General features: G+C 43.2%; 13 protein-coding genes. 2 read left to right on the top strand and 11 right to left on the bottom strand.

Annotated elements, in window-relative coordinates; all coding sequences use genetic code 11:
* Nucleotides 1-62 precede the first annotated feature (62 nt).
* Nucleotides 63-1181, bottom strand: coding sequence for an adenosylhomocysteinase (locus AAC006_RS08920; RefSeq protein ID WP_339349036.1), 1119 nt, complete (start codon nt 1179-1181; stop codon nt 63-65).
* Between the two features lie 226 nt (nt 1182-1407).
* On the bottom strand, nt 1408-2451 hold the full coding sequence (locus tag AAC006_RS08925) for a CDP-glycerol glycerophosphotransferase family protein (protein ID WP_339891130.1): 1044 nt from the start codon (nt 2449-2451) through the stop codon (nt 1408-1410).
* A 229-nt stretch (nt 2452-2680) separates the two neighbouring features.
* Here AAC006_RS08925 and AAC006_RS08930 point away from each other — a divergent pair, with 229 nt between their 5' ends.
* Complete coding sequence (locus AAC006_RS08930; RefSeq protein ID WP_339891132.1) at nt 2681-3763, top strand: ADP-ribosylglycohydrolase family protein; 1083 nt, start codon at nt 2681-2683, stop codon at nt 3761-3763.
* Nucleotides 3764-3804: 41 nt separating this feature from the next.
* Nucleotides 3805-4161 (top strand): RidA family protein, encoded by a 357-nt coding sequence (locus tag AAC006_RS08935; protein WP_339891133.1) that lies wholly within the window; start codon nt 3805-3807, stop codon nt 4159-4161.
* Between the two features lie 42 nt (nt 4162-4203).
* Here the strand turns inward: AAC006_RS08935 and AAC006_RS08940 are convergent, their stop codons facing one another.
* The 9 genes from AAC006_RS08940 to AAC006_RS08980 all read right to left on the bottom strand — a co-directional run.
* Nucleotides 4204-5412 carry a Xaa-Pro peptidase family protein gene (locus AAC006_RS08940; protein WP_339891135.1) on the bottom strand — a complete coding sequence of 403 codons (1209 nt, stop codon included), beginning with the start codon at nt 5410-5412 and terminating at the stop codon, nt 4204-4206.
* 163 nt (nt 5413-5575) lie between these two features.
* Nucleotides 5576-6277, bottom strand: coding sequence for an HAD family hydrolase (locus AAC006_RS08945; RefSeq protein WP_338454342.1), 702 nt, complete (start codon nt 6275-6277; stop codon nt 5576-5578).
* 83 nt (nt 6278-6360) lie between these two features.
* The gene (locus tag AAC006_RS08950; protein ID WP_338454343.1) at nt 6361-7392 is read right to left on the bottom strand and encodes an ABC transporter ATP-binding protein; all 1032 of its coding nucleotides are present in this window, start codon (nt 7390-7392) and stop codon (nt 6361-6363) included.
* A gap of 10 nt (nt 7393-7402) precedes the next feature.
* The gene (locus tag AAC006_RS08955; RefSeq protein WP_013782746.1) at nt 7403-8227 is read right to left on the bottom strand and encodes a carbohydrate ABC transporter permease; all 825 of its coding nucleotides are present in this window, start codon (nt 8225-8227) and stop codon (nt 7403-7405) included.
* Nucleotides 8228-8230: 3 nt separating this feature from the next.
* Nucleotides 8231-9103 (bottom strand): sugar ABC transporter permease, encoded by an 873-nt coding sequence (locus tag AAC006_RS08960; RefSeq protein ID WP_013782745.1) that lies wholly within the window; start codon nt 9101-9103, stop codon nt 8231-8233.
* A gap of 68 nt (nt 9104-9171) precedes the next feature.
* On the bottom strand, nt 9172-10479 hold the full coding sequence (locus tag AAC006_RS08965; RefSeq protein WP_338454346.1) for a sugar ABC transporter substrate-binding protein: 1308 nt from the start codon (nt 10477-10479) through the stop codon (nt 9172-9174).
* Between the two features lie 160 nt (nt 10480-10639).
* Nucleotides 10640-11914, bottom strand: coding sequence for a hypothetical protein (locus AAC006_RS08970; protein ID WP_339891142.1), 1275 nt, complete (start codon nt 11912-11914; stop codon nt 10640-10642).
* A 731-nt stretch (nt 11915-12645) separates the two neighbouring features.
* Nucleotides 12646-14394: a diguanylate cyclase gene (locus AAC006_RS08975; protein WP_126872579.1), complete on the bottom strand. Its 1749-nt coding sequence runs from the start codon at nt 14392-14394 to the stop codon at nt 12646-12648.
* A gap of 231 nt (nt 14395-14625) precedes the next feature.
* The coding region (locus AAC006_RS08980) for a diguanylate cyclase (protein WP_339891138.1) at nt 14626-16029 on the bottom strand (1404 nt) is incomplete at its 5' end.

A 16029-nucleotide genomic window follows, 5' to 3' on the forward strand; every position in this document is an offset into this window, starting at 1 on the left:
CCGAAGGTAGAACCCCTTATATCTTCGATAAACCTATCATCAGCATAATAAGGGGTAGCGCCCTAAAGCGCCGCCTTCCATGCCTTTTCAGGTAGTAAATATAAGCCATTTTTGTGGGTACTACCTTCCCCTACAATATGCCCAACACCAGCTGCCATTACCGCCAAGGTAACGTCGAAAGCATTTAAGCTATCACCATAGCCTGCGGTAAGGTTAAACATAGAGCCATCTGCCAGTAAGAATAGGGTTTTGCCATTCAACGTATAAGCATTCACATAAGGCATTGGTTCGCTGTGATTGGCATTTTCTTTAAGATATGGCACGTCGATTTCTTGCGCCACATGCCCAACATTTAATATAAAGGTGCCTTCTTTCATCGCATCCAAGTGCTTTGCACTTACCACGCCGTAACCACCTGTGGCAGTGGCAATAACATCGGCATCTTTTACCGCATTGCCCAAATCAACCACTGGCCAGCCATCATATTTAGCTTGTAGCGCGCGAGCAGGGTCGAGTTCAGCAACTTGTACTTGTGCACCAAAAGCCTTTGCGGATGCCGCCACGCCCTGCCCCACTAAACCATAGCCTATGACGACTACTACTTTTTCATGCAGGGTAAGATGTGTGGTTTGGAAAAACGTTTGCCATGCACTTAAGCCCACCATATGGCGATTATGTAAGCCTTCTTTTACGGGCAAATCATCCCAGTTAAAAATAGGATATTCAGGCTGCATACCGTTTAACCGCGTAATGCCTGAACCTGTAGCCTCCAAACCCGCATCAATACTCGGAACCGTTTCATTCGATTGCACTTTTTCATGCAAACGTGTGGTTAAATCCGCACCCATTTCACACAAATGTGTGGGTTTCCAAGCCAAGGCTTTATCAAAAGAATCTGACCAATCGGCGTTACTCATGTCTCGCCATGCATGCGCCGTTGCCCCTTTATCTACTAGGTACTTTACTACATCATCTTGAACTGTAGTGGGATTGCAAGTTGTTAGAAAAACCTCACACCCACGCGATAATAATCCTTCAACTAATGGCGCCATCTTTAAATCTAGGTGCATATTACAGGCTAGTCTAATGCCGTCTAAGCTGGGAAGAGAGGAAATAGCGTCACGCGTGCGCGGCATATGTAAACTGGCCCATGAAAGCTCAGCTTGAAAATCTTGATACATAGAAAAGTCTTAATGTCGAAAAAGAGAAAGCACTATAGTACGCCACAATATCTTTGCTCTACAACTATCAATTTTGAACTGACCTATTGAAATAAAACATTGATATGTATGAAGATAGTTTTATATTGTTATGCTGAACTTCAAGTTAACGATGCCTATACTGCGCGACAAACCCAGCGCGACAAACCCAGCGCGACAAGCTCAGCGCTTTAACTCACTGCCATTATCAAAACTTCCAGTAGTTGAGTTTCTTTCTAATTTTGAAGTTTCTTAATAGGTTTCTAGGTTTTTTATCAACCCAATTACTGCCCACCATTTCTTCAACCGCTTTCACCACCCGATGTGACGACTTTCCGTCTAGGTAGGGGGTAATTGATGGCCCGTATTTTTTAATGCTATCGATAAGTTCGGGCGAAGGTGACAACGCTTGTTTTATTGCACCTTCTAGCGCATCGCTTTCTGTAATGTTAATAAAACAATCGAGCGGGTCGCGGTTATTTACCGTAACGACCGGTTTATTTAAAAGTAAGAATTCTTGAAAAATAGAGGAGTTGTCACAAATCATCACATCCGCTCTGTACAACGCTTCGATGACTTGATTATTTTCAAAAAACATTAGGTTTTCACTTTCTAACGCTTTGTATTTTTCAACCGTAGAGGCGGCCATTTTCGGGTGCAGTGTCACTAACCACTGCCAGTTCCCGCTTTGACTCAACCGTTTAACCTCATCATAGACGAACTCGGCGCAGGACAAGGATGCAGAGAAAGTAGAACCAAATAGCACCTGCGGTTTATCGTAGTGTTCTGTCGATTGATATTGAAATAATGAGTCTAATTTTACCCACCCGGTTTCAACCACATTGTAATGGCCTTTATTACTGCGTGTTAATGTACCCGTGCGTTCAGGCCCTTCTGTGCAATATAAATCGAACAGCCCACGTTCAGGATAAACATTACCTCGCTTACTTTCATTAAGACCATGAAAAACCTGCACTTTAATGCCGGGAATGAAATTTGGCACTCTATCGCCGGGGACGAACACCGCATCAGGTTTAAAGCTTATCGCTTGCTCAATGGAAGCTAATGCCTGCTCATTTTCATGCAAAAAGTGTTCGGATGCATCATTTCCCACCACCAACCATTTAACCTGATGACCTTGCTTTATCGCTTCATTTTGTATGGGACGAAGTATGTCGAAGGAGTAATTTTGTTCTACATATAAAAGAAAATTTAAGGGTTTCCCCACAGTACTTGATGGCGATGCATGCATATTCTTACCCTTCAATTTCAAACTCAAACCAAAACCAAAACCAAAACCAAAACCAAAACAACGAATAGTAATGAGGCTGCCACTTTTTAGCAAATGGCTTTTGCAATCGTTACGCTGCGATCAATATTCACGCAGAATACGTACAAAACCCTTAGATCATTCAATGTTTTTTGCTCATCGATTTTATATTGAAACCGATGGGTATATTAGCTATTAAGGGGAAAACTAAGTGTCATCTGAATTATATAAATCACGGGTAATCGCGGCGCTAAAAAATGCATTTATTGCTGACGCTTTGGCAATGCCAGTACATTGGTATTATAACCCTGCGGACATTTTAAAAGATTTCCCCGGCGGTATTCAGCAGTTCGAAGACGCGCCATCATTTCATCCATCTTCCATCATGTCTTTGCATTCCACCAGCGAAGGTGGGCGGTCCAAAGTATCTAAGCAAGAAAAGAAAGACATTGTGGGCGATGTTATCTTAAAGGGTAAACGACAATATTGGACTGGTGCTAACCAGCATTATCATCAGGGTATGAAGGCGGGTGAAAACACCCTGAATGCCCATTGTGCAAGGGTGGTGCTTAGCGTTGCAGCGCTGCAATATCAACAAGCTGCTTTTTTAGATGGGTACATTAAGCTGTTGTGCGCAGACAAGCCCGCCCACCCAGATACCTACGCGGAATCGTATCATAGAGGCTTTTTTGCAAATCTAGTAGCTGGTAAACCTGCCGATAAGTGCGCCGCAGTTACCCACGATACGGCTTCTATAGGTGGCCTTGTTACCATTGGGCCTTTAGCGCTTACCTGCGCTTTAAAAGGTGATGACCTGAATGATATTAAAAACCTATGCAGAAGCCATTTGTATTTAACTCACCCCAGTAACGCGCTTGGTGTAGTGTGTGACTATTATGTCGAGCTGCTTTATCGATTGCTCTACCGCACGAATGAATCTCCTCAAGACATAATTGAAGATATTGCCTTACGGGGGAATCATCTGTCTTTGGCAAAGCTAGTTGCCAAGAATAAAAGTGATATCGAAATAGTGGGCCGTCAATTCTCTCCCGCATGCTACATTTCTGATGCATGGCCTAGTGTGCTGTATTTTGCCTACCGCTACATTGCCGATGGGAAAAAAGCACTCACAGCCAACGCCAATGTAGGAGGGGATAACGTGCACCGTGGTTTTGTATTAGGTACACTCATGGGTTTGATTGAAGGCGCGCCAATTCGCGACATGTTTGAACAACTTGCTGATGCAGAAGAGTTAGAGCATGAAATTCAGCAAGCTTGTAAAGATGAAGAATAAACCATTGAGATTTTAAGATTAAAAGCACGGACACTCAAACAATGACCATAGAGCGAATAGAAACAAAACAGCGTATGAGCCGCATAGTAAAACATAACGGTACTATCTATCTATGCGGCCAAGTATGCGCCGATGCAACCCAAGGTATTACCGAACAAACCCAAACCATGTTAGATAAAGTGGATACCTTGCTAGCACAAGCGGGTAGCGATAAAGAACATATTTTATCAGCCACTATTTACATCAAAAGCATGGAATACTTCGCCGAGATGAACGCAGTATGGGACAACTGGGTACCAGAAGGCCATGCCCCTGCTCGCGCTTGCGTTACAGCAGATATGGCCCGCGAAGCTTTGTTGGTTGAAATAACGGTAGTCGCGGCTGAGAAGTGCGCATAAAGCCCGCTTTATACTCTTCCAGCATCTCCCCCAGAGAGCCTTTTAAAAAGGCTCGCCTATGGATTTACTTGGTTCGGTGAACCATACTGCACCAGTGTCAGATACATAGAAGTGATCTTCTAAACGAATACCAAACTCATTAGGAACCACTATCATAGGCTCATTGCTAAAGCACATTCCTGGTGCTAATGGGTGGGGATTATCTTTCACCAAGTATGGCCACTCGTGAATATCCATACCAATGCCATGCCCTGTTCTATGGGGTAAACCTGGTAGATTATAATCTGGGCCTAAGCCATCGGACGCTAAGCTGTCTCGCGCGGCCTTATCAACATCTCCACAGGGTAGGCCTGGCTTTACTGCATTAAAGGCTGCGTACTGCGCGCGTTTTTCACTTTCCCACATCGCCTTTTGTTTCGCTGTTGGCTTACCAAAGCAGTAGGTTCGCGTAATATCAGATAGATACCCATGAACTTTGCAGCCGGTATCAATAAGTACTAAATCGTTTTCTTTCAATACTTGCGGGTCTTTTACCCCATGTGGAAATGACGTTGCTGTACCAAAAAGTACAATGCAAAAGTAGTTGCCACTGGCACCCACTTTTTTGTGAGCATCATTGATAAAGGCTTCTACTTCTGTGGTAGTAATCCCTGTATAGAGCATACTGGCTGTAGCCTTATGCACTGCGAGAGTCATATCCATAGCACGCTGTATAAGCGCAAGCTCATTAACCGATTTGTGCATTCGGCAGTGGGCAGTAATCTCTGCGCCATTAATAATGCTGGCGCCTTCAGGAAGGGCCTTATTAAACCCGTCAACAACGAAAAATTGAGTCGATTCATCTACCGCGATTTTCTTGCCACCAGCAGTATCAATTTCACCCACTAAACGAGCAACCAGTGCATAAGGGCTTTCATGCTCTTGCCACCCAATAATGTCACCCTCGATGAGTTTACGCTCTTCAAGGGAGTCAATTTCAAAATAAGGTGCCACGTAGATAATATCGCCAGAGGCAGGAAGAATAGCGCCCACTAAACGCTCACTGGCATACCACTGCATACCCGTAAAATAAGTTAAGTTAGTGCCGGCATTAAGGTACAGCGCAGCAATACCATTTTGCTGCATATATTGCTGAGCTTTATCTATGCGAGATAAGTATTCACTTTTTTGAATAGGCGCTACATCGCTAGTCATATTTGAAAGACTACCCAGTGCTTCTTCCTTTGTTTTCCCGCCAATCAGTGTTGTCATAACCTGCCCTTATAATGTTATTAGTCGATAAAGCAGGTGCACTGTACAACACTGAAGTGAAAAGTCGAGAAGCCAGTTAAAGGATCATTAATCCCCTGCCTGCTTGGGTAATTTAAGCGTAAATGTGGTGTCTAGGTCGCTCGATTCTTAAAAAACGCCCTGCCTAAACACTTATTTTTAAGCTGGGGTAAAGATTGAAAAACTCACACCAATGAGAAATCGACGGTATCTCTTTTTTCTTATCTGCGCTAATTGGCAATACACCTTTAAAATGACTCGCGCCGGTATATTTCACCACCTGCATATCGGCAGCTAGTGCACCTTGAATACCCGCTTCTGAGTCTTCAATAACTAAACAATGCTTAGGCTTAACACCTACTTTTGATGCAGCAAGTAAAAATATATCAGGGGCTGGCTTCCCATTTACAACTTCTGTACTTGTGGTAATGCGCCCTTCAAAAAAAGAAAGAAGACCTGTTGTTTCTAGCGCAAACGCCACACGCTCTGGACTGCTGCTGGTCGCAATACAATTTTTCACGTTCAAATGCGCTAATACATCATTTAACTGGGGAGTCGTTTGTAACTCTTCAGCAAACACTTTTAACAGCGCAGTTAGGTAGTTATCTCGAAACTCAGCCGGAAGCATGACATTGAAATCAGCTAAAATCTGCTTTTGTGCAGACTCGTAACTTTGGCCTAGAAAATACGTATCGAAGTAGTTGCTTGTAACCTCTACACCTAAGTCGCCTAGCATGGCGATAATGACCCGTTTACACAGCACTTCACTATCGACTAATACGCCATCACAGTCGAAGATCACAAGTTCAATGTCTGTAGTGTCGAGGGAGGTTTTACTGCTACCCATTTAATAATCCTTGTATCTTTCGTCCTTTAAAAACGTGCAGGCTATTGTTGAATGCAATAACCCGCACATTAACTAAAAACGAATTATGCTACACGCTCTTCGCCCCAAGAAAGTGAGGGAATGGTTACGCCATCCTTGTCAAAATGCATAATTTTACTTTCTGCGGCAGTTAGGTTGACCACATCGCCATAGCTCACCGGACAATCACCGTCAGCTTTAACCGTGAGCGTACCAGCATCTTCTACATGCACATGTAAAAAGGTTTCTGAGCCAAGATGCTCCACTACACCTACCTTGCCTGACCACAACCCTCGCTCTTGGGTAATTTTTAAGTGTTCTGGTCGCACGCCTATGGCATGTGTATCGTCGCCGGCTTTAGGCATCACATCAATGAAATTCATTTTAGGCGAGCCAATAAACCCAGCTACAAAGCGGTTAACTGGCTTTTGATATAGCTCTAATGGCGTGCCGACTTGTTCGATAATACCGCCATTGAATACCGCTATACGATCGGCCATGGTCATGGCCTCCACCTGATCGTGCGTTACATAAATCATGGTGGTATCTAAACTTTTATGAAGTTCTGATATTTCTAGGCGCATGTTCACTCGAAGTGAAGCATCCAGGTTAGACAATGGCTCATCGAACAAAAATGCCGAAGGTTGGCGCACAATAGCACGGCCAATCGCCACACGCTGACGCTGACCACCTGATAATTGACCCGGCTTGCGATCAAGATAATCGGTTAGGTTCAGCATTTTAGCCGCTTTTTCAATTTTTTCGTCAATCACAGCAGGCGCTACTTTTGCGCGCTTAAGCGGAAACGCAATATTACTGCGAACAGACATATGCGGGTATAACGCGTAAGACTGAAATACCATGGCTAAACCACGTTTGGCAGGCGGCATATTTGTGGCGTCTTCACCGTCAATATCAATGTTGCCGCTAGTCGTATCTTCAAGTCCTGCAATCATGCGAAGTAAGGTAGATTTACCGCAGCCCGATGGCCCAACGAACACAATGAATTCACCGTCACGGATATGTAAATCTAGCGGTTTAATAACATTTACGTCGCCAAATCTTTTTGTCACTTGCTTTAAAGTAATGCTTCCCATTGGAATACTCCTACTTAACCGCGCCGAAACTTAATCCGCGCACTAATTGTTTTTGACTGAACCAACCAAGAATAAGGATTGGCACCACAGCCATCACAGAGGCTGCTGATAATTTCGCGTAAAATAAGCCTTCTGGGCTTGAATAACTGGCAATAAAGGCAGTTAACGGTGCTGCATTCGCGGCGGTAAGAATGAGTGTCCAAAAGGCTTCATTCCACGCCAATATAACGTTTAGCAGCAAGGTTGACGCAATCCCGGGTAAGGCGATTGGTAGTAACACGTGAAAAATTTCTTCTTTGATGCCAGCGCCGTCCATTCGTGTCGCTTCAAGAATTTCATGAGGGATTTCTCTGAAATAGGTGTAAAGCATCCACACCATGATAGGTAAGTTAATGAGTGTCATTACAATCACCAAACCTAAGCGTGTATCTAGCAGACCGAAATCACGGAACAACAGATAGATAGGAATTAGCACCCCAACCGGTGGAAGCATTTTGGTTGATAGCATCCACATCAATAGGTTTTTAGTTCGCTTAGTTTGCACAAAGGCCATCGACCATGCAGCCGGAATAGCAATAAGCAGTCCAAGTAAACTTGCCCCTAATGAGATGATCACAGAGTTCATAAAGTGTTCGAAATAAGGTGAGCGAGCTAACACATCTTTGTAGTTCTCTAGCGTCCACTCAAACATAAATAAGCTTGGTGTGGCTGAAATCGCTTCAGATTCCGTTTTAAAGCTGGTGATCATGGTCCAAAGAATAGGAAAGAAAATCATCCCACTGATGGTCCACGCTAAAATGGTGTAAATGACTTTTGATTTATTCGTGCTGTTCATTACCTAGCCCTCCAAATTCTTGCCGATAAGGCGCATTAAGAAGATGGCAACAATGTTGGCAATAATGACTGCTACAATTCCACCTGCTGAACCGCCGCCCACATCAAACTGAAGTAGCGATTGGGTGTAAATTAAGTACGTAATGTTGGTAGAGGAATAACCTGGGCCACCACTCGTAGTTACCAATATTTCTGCAAAAATAGACAGCAAGAAAATGGTCTCAATAAGAATAACTGCGGTGACTGCTCGGGATAAATGCGGCAACACAATGTAAATAAATTTACTGAACGGGCCTGCACCATCTAAATCCGCCGCTTCTAGTTGCTCTCTATCTAACGATTGAATAGCGGTAAGTAAAATTAGCGCCGCAAACGGCAGCCACTGCCACGACACAATAATGATAATGGATAGCAACGGAATTTCTGCAAAGAAATCGATAGGGGTTGCACCAAAGAATTCGGCAAGATGAGCAAACAGCCCGTTTACCGGGTTCATGAACATGTTTTTCCACACCAATGCGGAAACCGTTGGCATAACAAAAAACGGTGCCAATACCATGATGCGGACATAGTTTCTGCCCCATATGGCTTGGTCGAGCAATATGGCTAAACCAATACCGCCGCAGATGGTAATAAACAGCACACCGCCAACTAGCAATAAGGTATTAAAAAATGACTCTATAAAAGCAGGATCGGTGAGAAAAAACTCGTAGTTCAAAAAGCCTATGTATTCATTATCGCCAGGCATGAGCAAGTTATAATCTAAAAACGAGAAATATAACGTCATGCAAAGCGGAACAATCATCCAAGCTAACAGCAAGGTGACCGAAGGAAACAGCATCATTTTGGCTAAGGTACGAGATTGGGTAGTCGCCATTGCTAAGCCCCTTACAAGTGAAAAAAGTGGGTAAGTGCACCTTGCACCTACCCGTGGTTAACGTTTTATTATTTTGGGTAACGCGCTTTGCGCATGGCTCTTTCAACTAGTCGCTGAGAGCTTTGAAGTGCTTGGTCTACCGTCATGCGGCCCGTTAGTGCTGCACTAAACTGCTGACCAACTGCTGTTCCTATGCCTTGAAACTCAGGAATAGCAACAAACTGGACACCCACATAAGGCACTGGTTCTACCGTTGGATTTTTAGGGTCTGCAGAGTTGATAGAATCAAGAGTAATTTGCGCAAAAGGTGCCGCATTCATGTACTCAGGGTTTTCGTAAAGCGAAGCTCGCGTACCAGGAGGTACATTTGCCCAGCCTTTCTTTTCAGCCACTAATACAGAGTATTCTTTTGAGGTAGCCCAGCTGATGAACTTCATCGCTGCATCGCTTTTCTTACTGCTGGAAGGAATAGCTAATGTCCATGCCCACAACCAGTTTCCGCGTTTACCTAGGCCGTTATCTGGCGCTAGAGCGAAACCTACTTTGTCTGCAACTTCAGAATCTTTCTCGTTTGTCACAAAACCGCCTGCAACCGTTGCATCAATCCAAATACCGCATTTACCGGTTTGAAACAGCGCTAAGTTTTCATTAAAGCCGTTCGCTGATGAACCTGGAGGGCCATACTTGTCCATTACATCAACATAGTATTCTAAGGTGTCTTTCCATGCTTTGGAGTCAAACTGAGGCTTCCAGTTTTCATCGAACCAGCGTGCGCCAAACGAGTTAGACATAGACGTTAGCAATGCAATATTTTCGCCCCAGCCCGCTTTACCACGAAGACAAATACCGTAAACACCTGCTTCTTTGTCTGTCATTGCTTCGGCTGCTTCACGGATAAATTTCCATGTAGGTGCTTTTGGCATTTCAAGACCGGCTTTGACCATTAAGTCAGTGCGGTACATCACCATTGAACTTTCGCCGTAAAACGGTGCAGCATAGAGTTTGTTATCTACTGACAGGCCGCTACGAATAGCAGGCAGTAAATCTTCTACGTCATAATCAGCGCCAAGGCCATCAAGCTCTTCCAACCAGCCTTGGTTACCCCAAATTGGCACTTCATAAGTACCAATTGTCATCACATCGTACTGGCCGCCGCCAGTGGCTACGTCGGTAGTGACACGTTGGCGTAGAATGTTTTCTTCAAGCGTTACCCACTTTAAATCAATACCTGGGTTTTTCTCTTCAAAGTCGCTACTCAGTTCTTTCTTGGCAATCATGTCGCCATTGTTTACTGTTGCGATGGTAATGGTTTCAGCTTGCGCCGCCGTGGTTATCGCCAATGCACTGGCAATCACTAAAGATAATTTTTTCAACATCGGGTAGTTCCCCTTTAGGTTTTGAAGGGTATGACTTCCCCCTCCCCTTCATTTTCGATGGGGATAAAAGTCATACTCGTTTCATTACTTAATGTTTTGGTTGGTTTGAAAGCGTCAGCGTTTTAGATAAAACCGCTGACGCTGCTGAACGTTTATTGAATTAGAACTTCACTGAAATTTCAGACGTGATGCCATCGAAACCTGTACCAATCTGGCCACCAGAGTTCACGCCTTCGTCTTGGTTAACGTATTCCACTTTCCACAAGGCTCTGTCGTTTATCCAGTAACCTGCAGATACTTGTAAACGCGTGACTTCGTTGTCAGTTTGTTCAATTAGGTCAGAGGTATTTTCTGACTCTGCGTAACGTGCCGCTACGTAAAGCTTCTCAGGAAGAATATATTGTTGGGCTTCTAGCGCCCAGTACTGCACCGATGAATCGCCTTCAATCACTTGGTTTGAATCAAAGGTTGTACCCGCTGGGTCTAACACGCCATCTGTACCAAAGTAAGTAATACCCGCCACCGCGTTTCCATCGGAATCGGCAAAGGTGTAGTCGTCAGACGCTTTACCCAACATCACGATAACGCTCGTTTGATCAGACGGTTGGTAAGCCAAATTCAATTGCATAATTGACTGGTTCAAGCCTGGCAGTGCACCAACATGGGTGTCACGCTCACTAGATGCAGAGGCTGAAAAGTTATAGTTTTCGCCATCGCCGAAACGATAGTTAGTGGTCGTAACGCCATCAAGGCTTGCTACACCATCAGCGAATACAAGCTGGTCGCCTTGATTAGCTTGAAAAACGTTTAAGCCTGCTTTGAAACCACCTTTAAACTCAAGGGTACCTTGCAATCTGTAGTTGTAGCCTCGGTCTTCTTGGAACGCTTCGCCGAAGCTTGACGTAGTCATGTGGCCCGCCACGTTATATGAACGAAGAATGCCGCTATCGAAGGTTTCGGTGTAGCTTAGTTGGATACCGTTCTCAGCTGTGGCGTAGTCGTTAATTCCATTACCAATTAACGCGTTACCTTGGTTGTCAGCGCCATCTTGGAATCCTTTGAACTGAAAAGGAGATGCACCAATGTTACCTACACGCAAGATAAGGCTTGAATTCTCTTTTTCATAACCAGTAAGGCCAAACATATCAAACTCGATGCCAGCGAAATCTTGGTGGAATGAGAAGTCTCTGTCGCCATTATTACCAAAGTCATTAGGTTCTTCAGCAATATCGATATCGGCTGTGATGTTGTCGGTAATTTTAAACTTGAACATCAAGTTAACGCGCAAACGGCCAAAACCATCTGATTGTGTTTCATCTTCAGGGCGAAACGCGCCGTCTTTTGCTTGAATAGCCTGATAGTTCTGCATAGCTAAAAAATTAACTTGAACACGACCATCTAGAAACTCATTAGGTTCACTCGGCGGCACATACATTGGCTTGGTTTCGCTTAGTTCCTGAGCCACTACGAGTGACGGCGCCATAGCAGCCATAATCGCTGATGCCAGTACGCTTAACCCTGCAGTTTTAAAATTAGATCGAGAAGTCGCTTGTTGAAGCTGGTTATCTTCTAACATGGTGAACCCTCAAGTTTCTATGTTCGGTTTTATAAAGTGATTGGAATTTTCGTCAGACTCGTGTCTGCGCATATTCTCTGTTCGCTATGAGCAAAACCTTTGGGATAAACCAAATCGGTCACATGCTCAACATTGGGGCATATGACCATTTTTATATTTTAACGTCAACAACTTTTTTAACAAATAGTTTTCATTTATATTTCAAATTAAAATTAACCAAATAAATTCAATTGCATAACAAAATAACATCAAGATTACATTTACATTTAATGTAAACGCTAACAATTAATCCAGAATGAAAAACGATTAAACTTTGTTATTGGAAGTGCAACTCGAGAAAGGAAAGCAAAGAGCAAAAGATAACAACCATGGCAATAAACCACACCAGTTCTTAAACTTTTGACCGAAATAGAGTGTATTTTCGAAAGGTTTTTTTAGGCGCATAATATTATGGTAGGACTAGGGTGAAGAACGACATCATGATTTAGACCATGAACGACACCATGCTATTTTGAAATTGAACTAGGTTTTGTAACGGGCTTTCCGGCAGGCGTTCTGTTTGGCTCCTGCCTATGTGACAACTACTCGAATCAACGTGGAACTGCCGCAATAATTCTATTGCGCCCCGCATCTTTTGCTTTGTATAAGGCTTTATCTGCACGTCTAAATGCATAAACGATATCAGCAGCGTCTGTACATATTGTCCAACCTATACACGCGCCAATTTTTAAACCGCTAAGCTGCTGAAGGCTCAGTGTATTAATTTGCTTGTGAATATCGGCTAGCGTATCGCTAAAATGCTGTTCACTTACGTTTTGTTGAATAATAGCAAACTCTTCACCACCAAATCTTCCCGCCATACATTCCTTGCTATTTAAGGGCTGCAGTATTTTGGCAATTTCAATCAACACCGTATCGCCTGCTTCATGCCCGAAAGTGTCGTTAATATTCTTAAAATGATCTAGGTCTATCAACGCCACTGCAATGTGATGATGATTATCCGCCTCTGATGAAAAGCTAGCGTCTACGAATAAATCGATACTTCTTCGATTCGGTAAGTTCGTTAACCCATCGTTAGCAGCTAGCTTTTTGAGCATTTCATTTGATGCGCGTAATGCTTTTGTACGCTCTTGAATTAGCGCCTCAAGCTTCGACGCTTGCTCGCTTTTTAATACGGCATTGGCCTTCTCGGTATCACGCTCTTTTTGGACTATTTTGACGAAAAGCCGAGACGCTAATATCACCATGAACATACATGTAATCAATACGCCAACCATGAACATGGTGATAGGATCTAATTGAAGGTCAATACCAAAAAGAGCAATAAGCACGAGCGAAAGGGTACTTAACACTACAGGGAAAATCGTCACCGCCAGCCACTTTGCCCTGTCAGAGCCATTTTTGTGTTCTTTGTAAATCACAATGCTTGCGAAAATAACAAAGGGAAACAGTAGAATAACGGGCAAACGTAACGCTTCATCTAACCCTACGTAACGCCATACCAGCAAGCCGAGAAAAGGCAAGATTGATCCGCAAAATATAGCAAATTTCAATCCATAAATAGTCCTATTGGGGCGCTTCAAACTAGAAAACACGGTCCATCCTGCCGTGAGCAATACGGCGTAAATACTAGCGGCGTAAGTGATGTCATTTAACTGGGGGATGGTTGGCCATAAAATTTCAAAGGCGTAACCAAATACCCTGAAAAACCAAAATGATGTGGCAAAGATAAAAGCGGCGAAACTCAAAAACGCCATCTTTCTTGTGATAGTAAAAACAACCAAACTAAGAATGGTTAGTATCGACATAGCCCCGAAAAATGTCATATCACGCTGCAGCGAATCGACATACATTTTGTTCACCTTTTCAGGGGTGGCAACAAAAAAGTTGTAGCGCAGTATTTTTCCTTCCATGTGACCATAGATTTGCATTTTATCTTGAGCGGGAAGAATGAACGGGAAATGGTAGTTAGGTACTAGCACTTCTCGGCTTGAAAATGGCAGCGCATCGCCGGTTATCCACGTGTGGGTGCCATCTGACACGTACAGATGCTCAATCGAAGGAAAAGCAATAGAAAACCAAAGGGGAACAGGCTCATTACGTGCATTTTCAATGGTCACCCGAAAATGCAAATATTGGTGGGGTGCGCGGCTTATTTTACTCTGATCATCTACCCATAATTCGTCTCCTACTAGAGTATCACCATCAGCAACTGCAAATTCCATGTGACCAGTTAAATCGTACTCTAATGCCTTATCTTCAAATAAAGCCGTGCTATAGCAAGCTGTACTTTGCACAATAAAAAACAGTGCGAAAAGCATAGGCAGAAGCCTAACCATGTAAGATCCTTATACAAACAACACACACTTTAAAATAATAATATAGGTGTGTTTAATACCTCAGGTACATCAATAATCATCACATTCGTCATGAAATGCATCTATTTCTGAGTCATTAAAAGTATATCACTAACGGTTTGTTTTCAAACGTTGATTTCACACATTGAAATGTATGATCGTAATAGAAGGTACAAAAAACAGCATCATCTAATCCTAAAGTTACCGCCAAACTTACGACCCTGGTTCTCGCCTTATCGTCACCCTTTTTTGTTGAATGAGCGTCTCTAACGAAGTCTTATTGAAATCTCCAACAAATGCTTCTTCATCATGAACTGACTCTAAGCCTACCCAGGTATTTTTACCCGATGCTTTGGCGAGATATAAACACGCGTCTGACATCTCAATCAATTTTTCCAAATGACATGAAATAACCTTGGTTGGAATAAGTGGATAACATACGTAACCTACCGAGCAAGTTATCGGTAGGGCCGTGTTGTCGTGCATTTCAAATTTTGTGTCATTAATCGCTTTTACTAGGCGCTGCGCTAACACCATGGCACTTTTACGATCAACAAACCTTGCTACCGCAACAAACTCTTCCCCGCCCCACCGAACAATATAATCAGATTGCCTGAATACATGTTCTAATCGCTTAGAAAACTCTATTAAGACTTCATCACCTATTTGGTGACCAAATCTGTCATTCACTTGTTTGAAGTCATCAATATCTAGAATGAAAACCAGCAAATCTGAGCCAATGGGTTTACGGCCTTTGCCTTGATGCCAGTCGGAAAACTCTCGGTTGCACAGTGCGATATCTGTTTTAATAAATTTTTGTAAATAACGGCGATTCTTCAAACCTGTTAGTGTATCGGTGATACTTTCAGACTCTATTAGCTTAAGTGACTGAATGAGCTGTTCATTCTTTTCGCTTAGCTCTCGGGTTTGAATTCTAACTTTCCACTCTAGGCGTTCGTTTGCTTTGCGCAATGTGTAACGCCGGTATAATACAAACAGAAGAGAAAATAGGATGACAATGAGCCCAATAAACACGTTTTTCAAAAGCAACTTTTCGTTTAGCGAGGCTTGCTCAAGAGCCTGCTCTTTTACTTTCAAATTTAGCTCTAGCTCTTTACGTACAGACTCAGTTTGCGCTTGCACATTTGCTATCGCTTCCACTTTATTTTCATCGTTAAGTTGTTCTTTGACTCGCATCAGTGTTTTAAGAGCAAGAAAAGCAGCATCGTAGCGACTCATTGCTTCTAGTGAATTTACTTTGGCCTCATGGAACTGGACTTCAATGGGTAGCCGCTCTGCCTGCTTCGCTTTTTCTATTCCCTGATTAGCATAGTCGATAGAAATTTCATATTTATTGGTAATAAATGCATGCTGCGCAGCAACTACCAGAGCATTCAATGTAAGTGCTGGGAATCGACCATTGGCGGTACGTAATACGTTTTGGATAACCTCGTTGGCTTTGTCGTAACCACCTCTAGCGATATATATTTTAGCCAGCGTTAACTTATACATATCAGCATATTCAGTCGACTTAACTTCATTAAAAAGACGAATGGCTTCACTAGCATGTGATTCGGCAGCTTCAAAATCTGACAGCGCTAATAATGACTCAGCAAT

Source organism: uncultured Alteromonas sp. (assembly GCF_963976965.1).
In the GTDB taxonomy this organism is placed as follows: Bacteria; Pseudomonadota; Gammaproteobacteria; order Enterobacterales; family Alteromonadaceae; genus Alteromonas; species Alteromonas naphthalenivorans.